Origin of the sequence: Streptomyces odontotermitis (genome assembly GCF_050510915.1) — a bacterium.
Lineage (GTDB): Bacteria > Actinomycetota > Actinomycetes > Streptomycetales > Streptomycetaceae > Streptomyces.
In genome coordinates this window covers 1,266,005-1,281,450 of record NZ_JBNJLS010000001.1, presented here as the reverse complement: position 1 = coordinate 1,281,450, position 15,446 = coordinate 1,266,005, and the positions used below count along the sequence as shown (strand labels likewise).

13 protein-coding genes are annotated in these 15,446 nt (G+C 72.3%); 4 read left to right on the top strand and 9 right to left on the bottom strand.

The window, feature by feature from the left end:
* Positions 1-24 precede the first annotated feature (24 nt).
* The 7 genes from ACQB60_RS05755 to ACQB60_RS05725 form a co-directional block, all read right to left on the bottom strand.
* Positions 25-573 (bottom strand): GNAT family N-acetyltransferase, encoded by a 549-nt coding sequence (locus ACQB60_RS05755; protein WP_496924679.1) that lies wholly within the window; start codon positions 571-573, stop codon positions 25-27.
* Complete coding sequence (locus tag ACQB60_RS05750; RefSeq protein ID WP_496924678.1) at positions 557-1,984, bottom strand: pyridoxal phosphate-dependent decarboxylase family protein; 1,428 nt, start codon at positions 1,982-1,984, stop codon at positions 557-559. Before ACQB60_RS05750 ends, ACQB60_RS05755 begins: the two co-directional genes overlap by 17 nt.
* A 165-nt stretch (positions 1,985-2,149) precedes the next feature.
* Positions 2,150-3,196, bottom strand: a complete 1,047-nt coding sequence (locus tag ACQB60_RS05745; RefSeq protein ID WP_496924677.1) for an ABC transporter substrate-binding protein — start codon at positions 3,194-3,196, stop codon at positions 2,150-2,152.
* A gap of 130 nt (positions 3,197-3,326) precedes the next feature.
* Entirely contained in the window at positions 3,327-4,481 is a 1,155-nt protein-coding gene (locus ACQB60_RS05740) for an acyl-CoA dehydrogenase family protein (protein ID WP_496924676.1), read from the bottom strand.
* A 5-nt stretch (positions 4,482-4,486) separates the two neighbouring features.
* Positions 4,487-5,419, bottom strand: a complete 933-nt coding sequence (locus ACQB60_RS05735; protein WP_496924790.1) for a hydroxymethylglutaryl-CoA lyase — start codon at positions 5,417-5,419, stop codon at positions 4,487-4,489.
* Positions 5,420-5,436: 17 nt separating this feature from the next.
* The gene (locus ACQB60_RS05730; protein ID WP_496924675.1) at positions 5,437-7,392 is read right to left on the bottom strand and encodes an acetyl/propionyl/methylcrotonyl-CoA carboxylase subunit alpha; all 1,956 of its coding nucleotides are present in this window, start codon (positions 7,390-7,392) and stop codon (positions 5,437-5,439) included.
* Positions 7,393-7,442: 50 nt separating this feature from the next.
* A complete protein-coding gene (locus ACQB60_RS05725; RefSeq protein ID WP_496924674.1) occupies positions 7,443-9,059 on the bottom strand; it encodes a carboxyl transferase domain-containing protein in 1,617 nt (538 codons plus the stop codon).
* An 87-nt stretch (positions 9,060-9,146) separates the two neighbouring features.
* Between ACQB60_RS05725 and ACQB60_RS05720 the strand changes: the two genes are divergently transcribed.
* The 4 genes from ACQB60_RS05720 to ACQB60_RS05705 all read left to right on the top strand — a co-directional run bounded on the left by ACQB60_RS05720 (position 9,147) and on the right by ACQB60_RS05705 (position 12,964).
* Entirely contained in the window at positions 9,147-9,737 is a 591-nt protein-coding gene (locus ACQB60_RS05720) for an SACE_7040 family transcriptional regulator (RefSeq protein WP_496924673.1), read from the top strand.
* A gap of 140 nt (positions 9,738-9,877) precedes the next feature.
* Entirely contained in the window at positions 9,878-11,035 is a 1,158-nt protein-coding gene (locus ACQB60_RS05715; protein WP_496924672.1) for an acyl-CoA dehydrogenase family protein, read from the top strand.
* Positions 11,036-11,905, top strand: a complete 870-nt coding sequence (locus ACQB60_RS05710) for an acyl-CoA thioesterase (protein WP_496924671.1) — start codon at positions 11,036-11,038, stop codon at positions 11,903-11,905.
* Positions 11,906-11,992: 87 nt separating this feature from the next.
* Positions 11,993-12,964 carry a cation diffusion facilitator family transporter gene (locus ACQB60_RS05705; RefSeq protein ID WP_496924670.1) on the top strand — a complete coding sequence of 324 codons (972 nt, stop codon included), beginning with the start codon at positions 11,993-11,995 and terminating at the stop codon, positions 12,962-12,964.
* Here ACQB60_RS05705 and ACQB60_RS05700 read toward each other — a convergent pair.
* A complete protein-coding gene (locus ACQB60_RS05700) occupies positions 12,925-13,713 on the bottom strand; it encodes a phosphatase (protein WP_496924669.1) in 789 nt (262 codons plus the stop codon). The genes ACQB60_RS05705 and ACQB60_RS05700 overlap by 40 nt on opposite strands.
* A 61-nt stretch (positions 13,714-13,774) precedes the next feature.
* Positions 13,775-15,334, bottom strand: coding sequence for a PucR family transcriptional regulator ligand-binding domain-containing protein (locus tag ACQB60_RS05695; RefSeq protein ID WP_496924668.1), 1,560 nt, complete (start codon positions 15,332-15,334; stop codon positions 13,775-13,777).
* Positions 15,335-15,446: the final 112 nt, after the last annotated feature.

Sequence of the window (15,446 nt, the reverse complement as noted above, 5' to 3'; positions counted from 1 at the left end):
GTCGGCCGGGCACAGCCCTTCGGCTCAGACAGCCAACGCCCTTTCCAGGACGGCGAACCGGATGGACGCCGCCTCGAACTGGGAGCGCGTGCAGAAGCTCAGCAGCGCGTCCTTCCCCGGTTCCCCTGTCTCGCGTACGGCTTCGAAGCCGACCATCTCGTGCAGGTCCTGCACGGCCGTGTCGTGCACATCGGGGTCGGTGACGACGCGGGCGGCCGCCGGGTCGGCGAACAGGAGCTCCATGATCGTGGTGAGCACGGCCCGGGTGTAGCCGTGCTCGGGCCGGTCGGTCGTAGGCACCAGGAAGCGCATGCCGACGTCACCGGGCTCGGGCTCGTACAGCCCGGCCAACTCGTCGCTGTGCCGCGGGTCGTAGCGCTCCAGGAGGAACGCGGGCGTGCCGTCGCGCAGCCCGAGGAACGCCTCGCGGTGCTCGGACGCCGCGACGGCCATGCACTCCCGCTCCACGTCGACGAGCCGGGACCCCCGCATGCGGGTCACCCAGCGGTGGACGGTCTCGGAGTCGGTGAGGGGGTCGAGGGCGCGGACGGTGAAGTCAACTGGCGCGAACAAGGGAGTCTCCCAGGTACTGCTCGGCGTGACCGGCGATGAGGTCCAGGACGGCCGCGATGTCGGCGGTGGTCGTCTCGGGGTTGAGCAGGGTGAACTTCAGGTACTGGCGGTTGCCCGCCCTGGCCCCGGCGACGACGGCGTCACCAGAGGCGAGCAGGGCCTTGCGGGCGTAGAGGTTGGCGCGGTCGATGTCGGCGGGGCTCGTGACGGCCGAGGGGATGTAGCGGAAGACGAGGGTGGCGAGCCGGGGCTCCACGACGACGTCGAAGCGGGGGTCGGCGGCGATCATCTTCCAGCCGGCGGCGGCCAGTCGGCACGCCTCGTCGAAGAGCGAGCCGATCGCGTCGGAGCCCATCACGCGCAGGGTCATCCACAGCTTGAGGGCGTCGAAGCGGCGGGTGGACCGCGGGGAGTCGTGGGTCTGGTCGGGGACGCTTGCGCGCACGCCGCGGTCCCGCACTCCCCGGTCCCGGACTCCCCGCTCCCGCACCAGGACCGCCGAGGAACTCACCGGCTGGAAGAAGGACTTGTGGAAGTCGACCGTCACGGAGTCGGCGTGCTCGATGCCGTCGAGGAGGTGGCGCCGGGTGGTGGAGGCCAGCAGCCCGCAGCCGTACGAGGCGTCGACGTGCAGCCACGTGGCGTACTGGGCGCAGAGCTCGGCGATCTCGGGGAGCGGGTCGATGGAGCCGAAGTCGGCGGTCCCCGCGGTCGCGACGACGGCCATGGGGACGAGGCCGTCGTGGCGGCAGCGCGCGAGCTCGCGGGCGAGCGCGACGGTGTGCATGCGCTTGTGCCGGTCGACGGGGACGGTGACGACGGCGTCAGCGCCGAGGCCGAGCAGCCGGGCGGTCCGCCGCACGCTCCGGTCGCCCGCCTCGGAGGTGAAGACGCGCAGTCGGGCGGCGTCGGTGCCGGGTTCCCCGGCCTCCTCGCGGGCGAGCAGGAGCGCCTGGAGGTCGGCCTGGGTGCCGTCGCCGGTGAACATGCCGTCGGCGGCCGGTCCGAGGCCGAGGCGCTCCGCGGTCCAGTCGACGATCCTGCGCTCGATGAGAGTGGCGCCCGCGGACCGGTCCCCGGTGTCGAGCGAGGAGTCGACCGCCGAGAGCACGGCCTCGCCGAGGAGGGCGGGGATCACGGCGGGGGAGTTGAGGTGGGCGAGGTGGCGGGGGTGGTGGGAGTGGACGGCGTCGCGCAGGTAGAGCTCGTCGAGCTCGTCCAGGGCGGCGATGGTGTCGTGCAGCGGGGCGTCGAGGTCGACGGCCTCGACGCGCGGGGCGAGGGCGTCGGCGGTCACTCCGGTGAACGGCCGGTCGGTGGTGGCGAGTCTGGCCGCCACCCGCTCGATTCCTTCGGTCACGGAGCCGCGGTACCGCTCCGCGGTCGTGTCATTGAGCAGGTGCGAGCGCATCAACTGTCCTCGGGGCAGGAGGGGTAGTAACTAAGGTAAGCCTAACCTAATTTGGATGGCTGAGGGTGCGCAAGCGGGACTGAGGGTGCGCAAGCGAAACGGGGCGCACAGACAGAACCGCCCCCTCCGGTGAACGGGAGGGGGCGGTTCGGGGCGCGGTGGGGCTCAGCTCACCTTCTTCGCCTTCTCGATGGCCTCGGCGAGGTTCTCGAGGATGGGCGCGCACTTGTCGTACGAGTAAATGGGCTCCGTGACGCGGGGGACGACCTGTCCGGCCTTGACCGCGGGGAGCTTCTTCCAGGTCGGCTTGTCCAGGTCGGCGGGCTGGATGGCCGAGGTGCGGTTGTCCATCATGATGATGTCCGCGCCGTACTTGTCGACGTTCTCCCAGCTGAGGTTCTCGAACCAGCCGCCGGACGCCTCCAGGGTCTTCGCGGGCGGCTCGACGAAGTTCACGCCGAGGGCCTTGAAGTACTCCAGGTCGGCGGAGAGGTTCGTGCCGGAGACGTAGAACAGCTCCTGGCTCGCGGAGCCGACCATGACCTTGATGTCCTTGCGCGACTTAGCGGCCTTGCGCAGCCGCTCGGCGGCGGCCTCGAAGCGCTTCTTCGCCGCGACGACCTTGGCGGCCTTCACGTCGGCGCCGAGCGACTCGGCGAGCGCGAGCAGGCGCTGCAGGGGCTGGGTCATCTGGCGGTCGTAGACGCTGATGCCGACGCTGGGCGCGAGCCCCAGGATCTTGTCCTTGGAGTCCTCGGGGACGTACCAGAGGGTGCCCTTGGCGTCGAACATCGTCGAGATCAGGAGCTCGGGCGCGAGGGCCGCGTACTTCTCGATGTTGAACTGGTCCCAGGCGTTGCCGAGGATCTCGACCTTGGAGATGTCCAGGTCGCCGGCCTGTACGTCGGGCTTGCCGTCCTTGGTCTTGGTCGGGCCGAAGACGCCCTTGACCTGGACCCCGTAGTCGTGAAGGGCGGCGGCGACGCCGGTGAACGCGACGATGTTCTTGGGGACGGCGTCGCGCTTGGCGGTGGTGCCGCGGTCGTCCTTGAAGCTCCAGGGGCCGGACTTGCCCGTGCCCGCCGTGTTGCCGCCGCCCGAGCCGTCCTTCTTCTCGCTGCCGCAGGCGGCGAGCGCGGCGGTCAGTCCGAGGGCGCCGCCTGCGGCGAGGATGCCTCGGCGGGAGAGCTGGGGGAGGCGGGCGTGGGCCATGGGACGGTCCTGCTTTCGCTGCGCTGGCTGGAACGGGGCTTAGGTTAACCTAACCTAAGGCTGATTCCAGCCAGCGGCCCCCGGCCCCCGGCCTCCGCCGAGCCCGCCCGCCAGGCCGGCGCGCGAGCCGTCAGCCCGCGAAGCCCAGCTCCCTCGCGATCAGCATGCGCTGGACCTCGCTCGTGCCCTCCCCGATCTCCAGGATCTTGGAGTCGCGCCACATCCGCGCCACCGGGTACTCGTTCATGAAGCCGTAGCCGCCGTGGATCTGCGTGGCCTCGCGCGCGTTGTCCACCGCCACCGTCGACGAGTACAGCTTCGCGATCGCCGCCTCCTTCTTGAACGGCTCGCCGCTCACCAGGCGCGACGCCGCGTCCCGCCAGCCGATGCGCGCCATGTGCGCCCGCATCTCCATGTCGGCCAGCTTGAACTGGATCGCCTGGTTCGCGCCGATCGGGCGGCCGAACGCGTGCCGCTCCTTCGCGTACTTCACCGACTCGTCCACGCAGCCCTGCGCGAGCCCCGTCGCGAGCGCCGCGATGGCGACCCGGCCCTCGTCGAGGATGCGCAGGAACTGGGCGTAGCCGCGGCCCTCCGCACCCAGCAGGTTCGCCGCGGGGACGCGGACGTCCGAGAAGGACAGCTCCCGGGTGTCCGAGGCGTTCCAGCCGACCTTCGAGTACGGGGCGGCGACCGTGAAGCCCGGGGTGCCGGACGGGACGATGATCGCGGAGATCTCCGGGCGGCCGTCGGGCTTGCGGCCGGTGACCGCCGTGACCGTGACCAGGCCCGTGATGTCCGTACCGGAGTTGGTGATGAAGCACTTCGAGCCGTTGATCACCCAGTCGTCGCCGTCGCGCACCGCCGTCGTGCGCGTGCCGCTCGCGTCCGAGCCGCCGTCCGGCTCGGTGAGGCCGAAGGCGCCGAGTGCCTCACCCGCGCAGAGGCGGGGGAGCCACTCGCGCTTCTGCTCCTCCGTGCCGAACAGGTGCAGCGGCATCGCGCCGAGCGAGACGCCCGCCTCCAGCGTGATCGCCACGGACGAGTCGACCCGGGCGAGCTCCTCGAGGGCGATGCCGAGCGCCAGGTAGTCGCCGCCCATGCCCCCGTACTCCTCGGGGAAGGGCAGCCCGAACAGGCCCATGCGGCCCATCTCGCGCACGATCTCGTACGGGAATTCATGGCGCTCGTAGAAGTCGCCGATCTTCGGGGCGACGACGTCGTGCGCGAACTCCTCGACGGTGCGGCGGAGTTCCTCGTGCTCGGAAGAGAGCTGGTGGTCCATCGTTCTCACTGCTCCTGGTGGTTCAGGGCGCGGACGGTGCGGGACGGGCTCGGTCGGCCCAACTGCTCGGCCATCCACACGCTGGTGGCGGTGAGACGGCCCAGGTCGACCCCGGTGTCGATGCCGAGTCCCCGCAGCATCCACACGAGGTCTTCGGTGGCGAGGTTGCCGGTGGCGCTCTTCGCGTACGGGCAGCCGCCGAGGCCGCCCGCCGACGCGTCCACCGTCGTCACGCCGTGCTGCAGGGCCGCCAGGGTGTTGGCGAGCGCCTGCCCGTACGTGTCGTGGAAGTGCACGCCGATGCGGTCGGTCGGCACGCCCTCCTCGTTGAGCTCAGAGAGGAGGTCCTGGACGTGGCCGGGGGTGGCCACGCCGATGGTGTCGCCGAGGCTCAGCTCGTCACAGCCCATGTCCATCAGGGACTTGGCGACGCGGACGACCTGATGGACGGGGACCGCGCCCTCCCAGGGGTCGCCGAAGCACATGGAGAGATAGCCGCGCACATGCACCTTCGCGGCCCGGTCCGCCTTGGCGCGGGCCACCACCGGCTCGAACATGGCGAGGGCCTCGTCCAGCGAGCGGTTGAGGTTGGCCTTGGCGAAGGACTCGGTGGCGCTGGCGAAGACGGCGACGCGGTGGGCGCCGAGGGCCAGGGCGCGGTCCAGGCCGCGCGCGTTCGGCACCAGGACCGGGAGGTGGACGCCCTTCAGGTCGCCGAGAAGCGGGAACAGCTGCTCGGCGTCGGCCAGTTGGGGCACCCACTCGGGGCGCACGAAGCTGGTCGCCTCGATGGTGGTCAGCCCCGCCTCGGCGAGGCGGTGGATGAACTCGGCCTTCACCTCGGTCGGCACGGCCGTCTTCTCGTTCTGCAGGCCGTCCCGGGCGCCCACCTCGTGGATGCGGACCCGCGCGGGCAGGTCGGGTGCGGGGACGGTCATGGGCAGTCCGGCGGCGGTCACTTGGCGTCCTCCTCCGCTGCGGGGGCGACCACGGCGAGCACCTGGTCCATGGCGACGGTGGTGCCCGGGGTGACGTCCAGCTCGGTGACGGTGCCCGCGTGGGGCGCGGAGATGAGGTGCTCCATCTTCATCGCCTCCACCACCAACAGGCCCTGCCCCGCGGCGACTTCGTCCCCCACGGCCACCTTCACGACGGTGACGGTGCCGGGCATGGGGGCGGTGAGCGAGTCGGCGCCGGCGTGTGCGGAACCGGTGAGGTTCGCGGCGACGGGGTCGTGGTCCTGGACGTGCCAGGAGTCGCCGTCGCGGCCCAGCCAGTCGTCGGTGTACGTGAACGTGTGCAGCGCCCCTTCGTGGGCGACCGAGACCCGGCCGGGCGTGACGGTGGCCCCCTCGGGGGCGGCGTACGCGACGGGTTCCTGGCCCGGTACGCGCAGCCAGTGGGTGAGCGGTGCCGGGGTGCCGCCGAGCCGCCAGCCGCTGGGCTCGGAGAACGGGTCCCGCCAGCCGTCGCCCTTCGGGGCGAGCCGCTCGGTGCGCACCGCCGCCGCGGCCGCGTACACCTCGTCCGGGACCTCGCCCGGAACGAGCCCCTCCGCCTCCCGCTCCACCAGGCCCGTGTCCAACTCACCCGCCACCACGGCCGGGTGGGCAAGGAGTCGGCGCAGGAACCCCGCGTTGGTGGGCACCCCCAGCGTGACCGTCTCCGCCAGGGCCGCGCGCAGCTTGCGCAGGGCCGTCGCGCGGTCGGGGCCGTACGCGATGACCTTGGACAGCATCGGGTCGTAGAGGCTGCCGACCTCCGTGCCCTCGCTGAGCCCCGAGTCCGTGCGCACGCCGTCGCCGGACGGCTCGTGCAGGGCGAGGACCGTGCCGCCCGAGGGGAGGAAGCCTCTGGACCCCTCTTTCATGGATACGGTCTCCGCGCAGATGCGGGCCTCCACCGCGTGGCCGGTGAGGGTGATGTCGTCCTGGGCGAAGGGGAGTCGCTCGCCCGCCGCCACCCGCAGCTGCCACTCCACCAGGTCCAGGCCGGTGATCAGCTCCGTGACGGGGTGCTCCACCTGGAGGCGGGTGTTCATCTCCATGAAGTAGTACGAGGAGGGGTCGCCGCCGGGGACGATGAACTCCACCGTGCCCGCGCCCGCGTACCCGCAGGAGCGCGCCGCCTGGGCCGCGGCCTCACCCATCGCGGCCCGCGTCTTCTCGTCGAGCAGGACCGAGGGCGCCTCCTCGATGATCTTCTGGTGGCGGCGCTGCAGGGAGCACTCGCGCTCGCCGAGGTGGACGACGTTCCCGTGGCCGTCCGCGAGGACCTGGATCTCGATGTGCCGGGGGCGGTCGATCCAGCGCTCCACGAGCAGGGTGTCGTCGCCGAAGGAGGCGCGGGCCTCGCGCCGGGCGGCGGCGATCTCCTCGCCGAGCAGCGCCTCGTCGCGCACCAGGCGCATGCCCTTGCCGCCGCCGCCCGCGCTGGGCTTGAGGAGGACCGGCGTGCCGATCTCCCGTGCTGCGGCCGCCAGTTGGTCGTCGGTCAGGCCGCTGCCGGAGGAGCCGGGGACCACCGGGACGCCGGCCTTCGCGACCGTCTCCTTGGCGCGGATCTTGTCGCCCATGAGGGAGATCGCGTCGGCGGGCGGGCCGATGAAGACGAGGCCCGCCCCGGCGCAGGCGCGCGCGAACTCCGCGTTCTCCGCGAGGAAGCCGTAGCCCGGGTGGACGGCCTGGGCGCCGGTGCGGGCGGCGGCCTGAAGGATGCGCTCGATGGAGAGGTAGCTCTCGGTGGCGGGGGCCGGGCCGATCCGTACGGCGGTGTCGGCCTCCCGGACGTGCCGGGCCTGCGCGTCCGCGTCGCTGTACACGGCGACCGAGCGGACGCCGAGGGCGCGCAGCGTGCGGATGACGCGGACCGCGATCTCGCCACGGTTGGCGACGAGGACCGTGTCGAACATCGTCGGGCCCTTCGGAGTCCTCGGAGTTTTCGAAGTCACTGTCGCTCCCCTTACATCCGGAAGATGCCGAACTGGGGGTCGCCCAGTGGCGCGTTGGCGCAGGCGGTCAGGGCCAGACCCAGGACCTGTCGGGTCTCCATCGGGTCGATCACGCCGTCGTCCCAGAGGCGGGCCGTCGCGTAGTAGGCGTTGCCCTGGGTCTCGTACTGCTCGCGGATGGGGGCCTTGAACGCCTCCTCGTCCTCGGCGGGCCACTGCTCGCCGCGCGCCTCCAGCTGGTCGCGCTTGACGGTCGCGAGGACCGAAGCGGCCTGCTCGCCGCCCATGACGGAGATCTTGGCGTTGGGCCACATCCACAGGAAGCGGGGGCTGTAGGCGCGGCCGCACATCGAGTAGTTGCCCGCTCCGTACGAGCCGCCGATGACGACCGTCAGCTTGGGCACCCGGGTGCAGGCCACCGCCGTGACCATCTTGGCGCCGTGCTTGGCGATGCCGCCCGCCTCGTAGTCCCGGCCGACCATGAAGCCCGAGATGTTCTGCAGGAAGACCAGCGGGATGCCGCGCTGGTCGCACAGCTCGATGAAGTGGGCGCCCTTCTGGGCGGATTCGGCGAACAGGATGCCGTTGTTCGCGACGATGCCGACCGGGTGGCCGTGGATGTGCGCGAAGCCCGTCACCAGGGTCTGCCCGAACTCGGCCTTGAACTCGGCGAATTGGGAGCCGTCCACCACGCGCGCGATGACTTCCCGTACGTCATAGGGAGTGCGCGAGTCCGTGGGCACCGCCCCATAAAGGCCCGCCGGGTCGACCTTGGGCTCCTGCGGGGTCCGCACCGCCCAGGGCAGCTCCCCGCGCGCGGGGAGGGTCGAGGCGATGGTGCGGACGATCCGCAGCGCGTGCGCGTCGTCCTCCGCGAGGTGGTCGGTGACGCCGGAGACGCGGGAGTGCACCTCGCCGCCGCCGAGCTCCTCGGCCGTCACGACCTCGCCGGTCGCGGCCTTCACCAGCGGGGGGCCGCCCAGGAAGATCGTGCCCTGGTTGCGGACGATCACCGCTTCGTCGCTCATCGCCGGGACGTAGGCCCCGCCCGCCGTGCAGGAGCCGAGGACGGCGGCGATCTGGGGGATGCCCGCGCCCGACATCCGCGCCTGGTTGTAGAAGATCCGCCCGAAGTGCTCCCGGTCGGGGAAGACGTCGTCCTGCATGGGCAGGAAGGCGCCGCCCGAGTCCACCAGGTAGACACAGGGGAGGCGGTTCTCCAGCGCCACCTCCTGGGCGCGGAGGTGCTTCTTCACCGTCATCGGGTAGTACGTGCCGCCCTTGACCGTGGCGTCATTGGCGACGATCACGCACTCGCGGCCGCTGACCCGGCCGATGCCCGCGATGACGCCCGCCGCCGGGGCATCGCCCCCGTACAGCCCGTCGGCCGCCAGAGGGGCCAGTTCCAGGAACGGGGAGCCGGGGTCGAGGAGGGTGTCCACGCGGTCGCGGGGCAGCAGCTTGCCGCGCGCCACGTGGCGGGCCCTGGAGCGCTCGCCGCCGCCGAGAGCCGCCGCGGCGAGCTTGGCCCGCAACTCGTCGACCAGGGCACGGTGTCCCGCCTCGTTCGCCCGCCAGGTGTCGGACGCGGGATCAGCCGCGCTGTGAAGCACCGGTGCCTGCTGCATCCGTCGAGCCCCCTTGCTCGGTTAATGAGCGTTAACGCGTTTCCTTAAGGTTAACGACCGCTAACCGACCTGTCTAGAATCGATTTCATGGCCACCAGAACCGACGCCCCCACCCGCCGTGAGCAGATCCTCCGGGAGGCCGCCCGGCTCTTCGCCGAGCGCGGCTTCCACGGCGTGGGCGTGGACGAGATAGGTGCCGCCGTCGGCATCAGCGGCCCCGGCCTCTACCGGCACTTCGCGGGCAAGGACGCGATGCTCGCCGAGCTGCTCGTCGGGATCAGCGGACAGCTCCTGACGGGCGGCAAGCGCCGGGTCGCGGAGTCCGACGGGTCGCCGGACGCGCTGCTCGACTCGCTCATCGACGGCCACATCGACTTCGCGCTCGACGACCGCCCGCTCATCACCCTGCACGACCGCGAGCTCGACCGCCTCCGGGACAGCGACCGCAAGCTGGTCCGCCAGCTCCAGCGGCAGTACGTGGAGCTCTGGGTCGACGTGGTCCGCCGGGTCTACCCGGACCTCGCGGAGAACGCGGCGCGGGTGTCGGTGCACGCGGTCTTCGGCCTGCTCAACTCCACTCCGCACCTCAGCCGCCGGGACGCGGTGCCGAGCCGCACCGGCATGGCGGAGCTGCTGCACCGCCTCGCGCGCGGGGCGTTCGCGGCCGCCGCCGGGTGAGCCTTCCGGTCGCCGAGGGGTGCGCCTTCCGTCTGCCGCCGGGTGACTCACATCTCTGGACGCTCTGGTGACTCCCGGGTAACGTGCCTCTGAGCAAGCGCTTAGTTGCCGTGGGCACCGTAGGTAGAGGGAGTCTTTCCGTGCGCCGTACCGTATTCAACGAGGACCACGAGGCGTTCCGGGAGACTCTCCGGGCCTTCATCGAGGCCGAGGTCGTCCCCGTCTACGACGAGTGGTTCGCCGCCGGTCAGGCCCCCCGCGACTTCTACTACAAGCTCGCCGAGCTCGGCATCTTCGGCATCCGCGTCCCCGAGGAGTTCGGCGGCGCGGGCATCGACTCGCACAAGTTCGAGGCCGTGATGTACGAGGAGACCGCGCGCGCGGGCGTCTCCTTCGGCGGCTCCGGCGTGCACGTGCTGCTCGGCCTGCCGTACATCCAGATGCTCGCCAGCGACGAGCAGAAGAAGCGCTACCTGCCCAAGTTCTGCTCCGGCGAGGAGATGTGGGCCCTCGCGATGACCGAGCCGGGCACCGGCTCCGACCTCGCGGGCATGAAGACCACCGCCAAGCTCTCCGAGGACGGCACGCACTACGTCCTCAACGGCGCCAAGACCTTCATCACCGGCGGTGTGCACGCCGACCGCGTCATCGTCTGCGCCCGCACCGCCGCCCCGACCGAGCAGGACCGCCGCTTCGGCATCTCCCTGTTCACCGTCGACACCAAGTCCGAGGGCTACTCGGTCGGCCGCAAGCTCGACAAGCTCGGCCTGCGGACCTCCGACACCGCCGAGCTGGCGTTCGTCGACGTGAAGGTGCCCGTCGAGGACCTGCTCGGCGAGGAGAACAAGGGCTTCTACTACCTCGGCCAGAACCTGCCCTCCGAGCGCTGGGGCATCGCCTTCGGCGCCTATGCGCAGGCCAAGGCCGCCGTCCGGTTCGCCAAGGAGTACGTCCAGGACCGCACGGTCTTCGGCAAGACGGTCGCGTCCTTCCAGAACACGAAGTTCGAACTGGCCGCCTGCCAGGCCGAGGTGGACGCCGCCGAGGCCGTCGCCGACCGCGCCCTGGAGGCCCTCGACGCCCACGAGCTGACCCCCGCCGAGGCCGCCTCCGCCAAGCTGTTCTGCACCGAGGTCGCCCACCGCGTCATCGACCGCTGCCTCCAGCTGCACGGCGGCTACGGCTTCATGAACGAGTACCCGATCGCCCGGCTGTACGCGGACAACCGCGTCAACCGGATCTACGGCGGCACCAACGAGGTCATGAAGATGATCATCGCGAAGGACATGGGTCTGTAGTTGAGCGAGGCACTGGAGTCCCTCCTCGGTCTGCTCGACCTGGAGCGGATCGAGGAGGACATCTTCCGGGGCGTGAGCCGGTCGGCCATCGTGCCCCGGGTCTTCGGCGGCCAGGTCGCCGCGCAGGCCCTCGTCGCGGCCGGACGCACCGTCCCCGACGACAGGTACGCGCACTCCCTGCACGCGTACTTCCTGCGCACCGGCGACCCCGGCGCGCCCATCGTCTACACCGTCGACCGGATCCGCGACGGGCGCTCCTTCACCACGCGCCGCGTCGTGGCGGTCCAGCACGGGCAGCCGATCTTCCACCTCTCGGCCTCCTTCCAGGCGTACGAGGAGGGCCTGGACCACCAGGAGCGGATGCCTGCCGCACCCGACCCCGAGTCGCTGCCCACCGCCGCCGAGATGCTGCCCCGGCACCTCCCGGCGGACGTCGCCGACCGCCTCGTCAAGGCACGCGGGGCCGTCGACCTGCGCTACGCCGACGTGCCGCCCTGGGGCACCGTCGGACAGCCCCGGGAGCCCCGCTCCCAGGTGTGGTTCCGCACCAACGGCAAGCTCGACGGCGCCATCGACGAACACCTGCTGCACGTCTGCCTCGCCACCTACGTGTCCGACATGACGCTGCTCGACTCGGTGCTGCTCGCGCACGGCCGGGGCGGCTGGGCGGTCGGCGACGTGGTCGGGGCCTCGCTCGACCACGCGATGTGGTTCCACCGGCCCTTCCGCGCGGACGAGTGGCTGCTCTACGACCAGGAGTCGCCCTCGGCCTCCGGCGGGCGCGGCCTCGGGCAGGCGCGGATCTGGACGCAGGACGGGCGGCTCGCGGTGACGGTCATTCAGGAGGGCGTGGTGCGGGTCCCCCGCTGACGTCAGGCCCCCGCCGGCGTCGGGCCCCGCTGACGTCGCGCGCCACCGACGTCGCGCTCCGCGGGGAACGGACATAACGTCCCGTACATGAGTGAGCAATCGTCAGCGGGCGGCGGAGAGAGCGCCTTCACCGTCATCGTCGCGGCCGCGGCCAACCTCGGGATCGCGGCCGCCAAGGCCGTCGCGGGCGTCATCAGCGGCTCCAGCGCGATGCTCTCCGAAGCGGCGCACTCGGTGGCCGACACGGTCACCGAGCTGATGCTCCTCGTCTCGCTCAAGAGCAGCGAGCGCCCCGCCGACGAGGACCACCCGCTCGGCTACGGCGGCGCCCGCTACGTGTGGGCGCTGCTCGCGTCCGTCGCCACCTTCGTCGGCGGCGGCGTCTTCGCCGTGTACGACGGCATCCACACCCTCACGCACGGCGAGGAACCGGGCAACCCGCTCGTCTCGTACGTCGTCCTGGGCGTCGCCTTCCTCCTGGAGGGCTACTCGCTGCGCACCGGCCTCAAGCAGGCGCGCGGCGAGGCCGACCGCTTCGGGGTGCACGTGAAGCACTATCTGCGGCACACCCCCGACACCGCGGTGAAGGCCGTCGTGATGGAGGACTCCGCCGCCCTCGTCGGCCTCGTGCTCGCGGCGGGCGGACTGCTCGGCGGGCAGCTCACCGGCTCGGGGGTGTGGGACGGCGTCGCCTCGCTGTGCATCGGCGTGCTGCTCGTGTACGTGGCCTGGGTGCTCGGGCACGCCAACTCCGAGCTCCTGATCGGGCGTCCGCTGCCCAAGGAGATGCGCGACGCCGTCCGCGAAGAGCTGCTCGCCGACCCGCACGTGGTGGACGTCCTGGAGCTGACCACGCTGCTCCAGGGGCCGGGCGAGGTCCTCGTCGCGGCCAAGGTGGACTTCCGGGACATGGCCACGGCCGGGGACATCGAGCGGGCCTGCGACACGATGGCGCAGCGGCTGCAGGAGCGGTTCCCGGCGATCAGGCGCGTCTATCTGGACCCGACGCCGGGGACGGCTCAGGACTCGGGGGAGAGCCCCGCCGCGTCCAGCAGGTAGGCGGTCATCGGGTCGTAGAAGCGCGGGCTCGTGACGTGGTCGTCGAGGGGGACCGTCACCTGCAGCGTGCCCTCGGCCTCGCCGATGAACAGCGCCGGGTCGTTGCAGTCCGCGTAGCCCATGGAGTCCAGGCCGCGCTGGCCGGCGCGGCCCGCCCAGCCGTGGTCGGCGACGACGAGGTCGGGCTGGGGGCGGCCCGCGCGCTCCAGGCCGTCCAGGATCGCGTTCATCGGCTCGGGGGAGTGGGTGTGCCACAGCGTCGCGCCGCGCTCCAGGACCGCGACGTCGGCGAACTGGAAGACCATGCCCTCGTCGGCCGTCAGGCCCTCGGGGATCACGACGATCTCGCAGCCTGCCGCGCGCAGGGCCGCCGCCGTCGCCCGGTGCACGTCGAGCAGGCCGCCCGGATGGCCGGTCGCGAACAGGACGCTCTGTCTGCCCGCGGCGGCCTTGCGCAGCCGGGCCGCCATCCGCTCCAGGGCGTCGACGGTGAGCTCCGGGTCGATGGTGTCCTGGCCGTGGCGGTGCTCCGCGTCGTCGTTCACGCCGCAGCGCTCCGCCATCACCGCGAGGACGTCCTGCTCGTCGGTCCAGCGGTCGCCGAGCTCCAGGCCGAGCCAGTAGTGGCGGTCGCCGTTCGCGAGCTTCCGGTAGTGGGAGAGGTTGTTCTCGCGGGGCGTGGCGACGTCGCCCGCGATGCGGGAGCGGACGAGGTGTTCGACGAGCGCGGCACGGCTGGGTATCGGCATGGATCTATTCTGCCGCCGGATGCGGGCGGTGGGCACAGCAGTTTCGAACGGTGGACGCGGCTCACACCCCGTCACGGAGGCGCCCGAGCGCGAACCACAGCTCCATGCGGACGTCCGGGTCGTCCAGGTCAGCGCCGAGCAGCTTCGCGCAGCGGCCGATCCGCTGGCGCACCGTGTTGCGGTGCACGGCGAGCGCGACCGCCGTGCGGTCCCAACTGCCGTGCAGGGAAAGCCAGGTGCGCAGGGTCTCGGCCAGCGGCGCGCTGTCGCCGAGCGGGGCGAGCAGTACGCGCGCGTGGGCGTCGGCCTCGGCGGGCGCGACCAAGGAGGCGAGCCCGCCCTCCCGGTGGCGCACCAGGGGAGCGCGGGTGGCCTCGGCGCGGCGCAGTGCACGGGCCGCCTGGGCGTCGGCGGCGGCCAGGTCGCCGGGGGCCGCGGGGGCGGAGAGGCCCAGGGTCCAGCCGTCCAGGGGAGCCACCTCCTTGTCGGCGGCGACAAGGAGACGTACGACATCGTCCCGCGCCGCTACAGGGGCGGACTCAAGAGCTGCCGCAGAGGCAGCCACAGGAGCAGCCGCAGCGGCATCTACGGGGGCATCCACCAGCGCGGTGCCGAGCGCCGCCGCGAGCGCGGCCGCGGCCAGCGGACCGCGCTCCCCGCGCGCGTGCACCACGCTCCAGCGGTCGCCGCCGAGAAGAGGCCCGACGTCCTCGGGGGCGGTGCCGAGCAGCAGCCGTACGAGGGCGGCCGAGCGGGCCGCTTCGGGCGCGCCCTGGTGTTCCCCGGTGAGCAGCGACAGGAGCACGACGGCGGCGCCCGCGATGGTGTGGTCGCCCGGCGCGCGGCCCTCCGTGGCGAGCGCCAGGGCGAAGCCGCGGCGGCCGCCGAGCGCGTACGCCGTGAGGTGGGCGCCCGCCACGGCGTCCGACGCGGAGGCGGGGCGCCCCGGCCCCCGTACCACCGCGGCCAGCTCTCCCAGCGCCGCCCGCGCACCGCTCGGCGCGCGCCCCGCGGCCTGGAGCTCCGCCCCGTCGGGCCCGTACAGGACCGCCGATCCGCCGATCCGCGACGCCAGTTGGCGCAGCACCGCGGCGACCGGGTGCGGCCGGGCCGCCGCAGAGGCGAGGCCCTGCTGCGCCTCCGTGACCCGGCGCAGCTCCGCGTGCCGGGCCTGTGCCATCAGCTGCCACACGGCGCGGGCGACCCCGCTGAACGTCGTGCGCTCCGGCACCTCCAGGAGCGGCAGGCCGACGCGCTCGCAGGCCGCCACGAGGGCGACCGGAACCGTGTCGTGCACGGGCGCGACCCCGAAGCCGAGGGCCGCGCCGCCCGCCGCGACGATCCGCTCCACATAGGCGTCGAGATGGCCGTCCGCACCGGTCGGGTCCGCGAGGTGCACGCCCGCCGTGAGCAGCAGTTCGCCGCCGAGGAGGTACGGGTACGGGTCCGCCATCTCCGAGGTGTGCACCCAGTGGACGGCCGTCCCGGCGGCGTCCGGGCCCGCGATCTGCCGCAGGCCCAGGTCCTCGCGGGCGAGGAGGGCGGTGAGCGGGACGGGCGGGGTGGGGGGAGCGGCGAGGGACGGCGCGGCGCGGTCGGACATGGTGGACGATCCATCCATCTCAAGCGTGGGAGATGGAGGAAACGTACACTTCTCCGCCTCTTTCCGGCCACCTAAGGTCAGGGGCCGAGCCACCCCCCGATGAACGAGGTATCCGCGAGAGAGCGAGCTC

Coding starts and splice junctions, on each gene's coding strand:
- ACQB60_RS05735 (WP_496924790.1), bottom strand. CDS start 5,419: ATGACCGTCCCCGCACCCGACCTGCCCGCGCGGGTCCGCATCCACGAG.
- ACQB60_RS05745 (WP_496924677.1), bottom strand. CDS start 3,196: ATGGCCCACGCCCGCCTCCCCCAGCTCTCCCGCCGAGGCATCCTCGCC.
- ACQB60_RS05700 (WP_496924669.1), bottom strand. CDS start 13,713: ATGCCGATACCCAGCCGTGCCGCGCTCGTCGAACACCTCGTCCGCTCC.
- ACQB60_RS05720 (WP_496924673.1), top strand. CDS start 9,147: ATGGCCACCAGAACCGACGCCCCCACCCGCCGTGAGCAGATCCTCCGG.
- ACQB60_RS05730 (WP_496924675.1), bottom strand. CDS start 7,392: ATGTTCGACACGGTCCTCGTCGCCAACCGTGGCGAGATCGCGGTCCGC.
- ACQB60_RS05725 (WP_496924674.1), bottom strand. CDS start 9,059: ATGCAGCAGGCACCGGTGCTTCACAGCGCGGCTGATCCCGCGTCCGAC.
- ACQB60_RS05695 (WP_496924668.1), bottom strand. CDS start 15,334: ATGGATGGATCGTCCACCATGTCCGACCGCGCCGCGCCGTCCCTCGCC.
- ACQB60_RS05750 (WP_496924678.1), bottom strand. CDS start 1,984: ATGCGCTCGCACCTGCTCAATGACACGACCGCGGAGCGGTACCGCGGC.
- ACQB60_RS05740 (WP_496924676.1), bottom strand. CDS start 4,481: ATGGACCACCAGCTCTCTTCCGAGCACGAGGAACTCCGCCGCACCGTC.
- ACQB60_RS05705 (WP_496924670.1), top strand. CDS start 11,993: ATGAGTGAGCAATCGTCAGCGGGCGGCGGAGAGAGCGCCTTCACCGTC.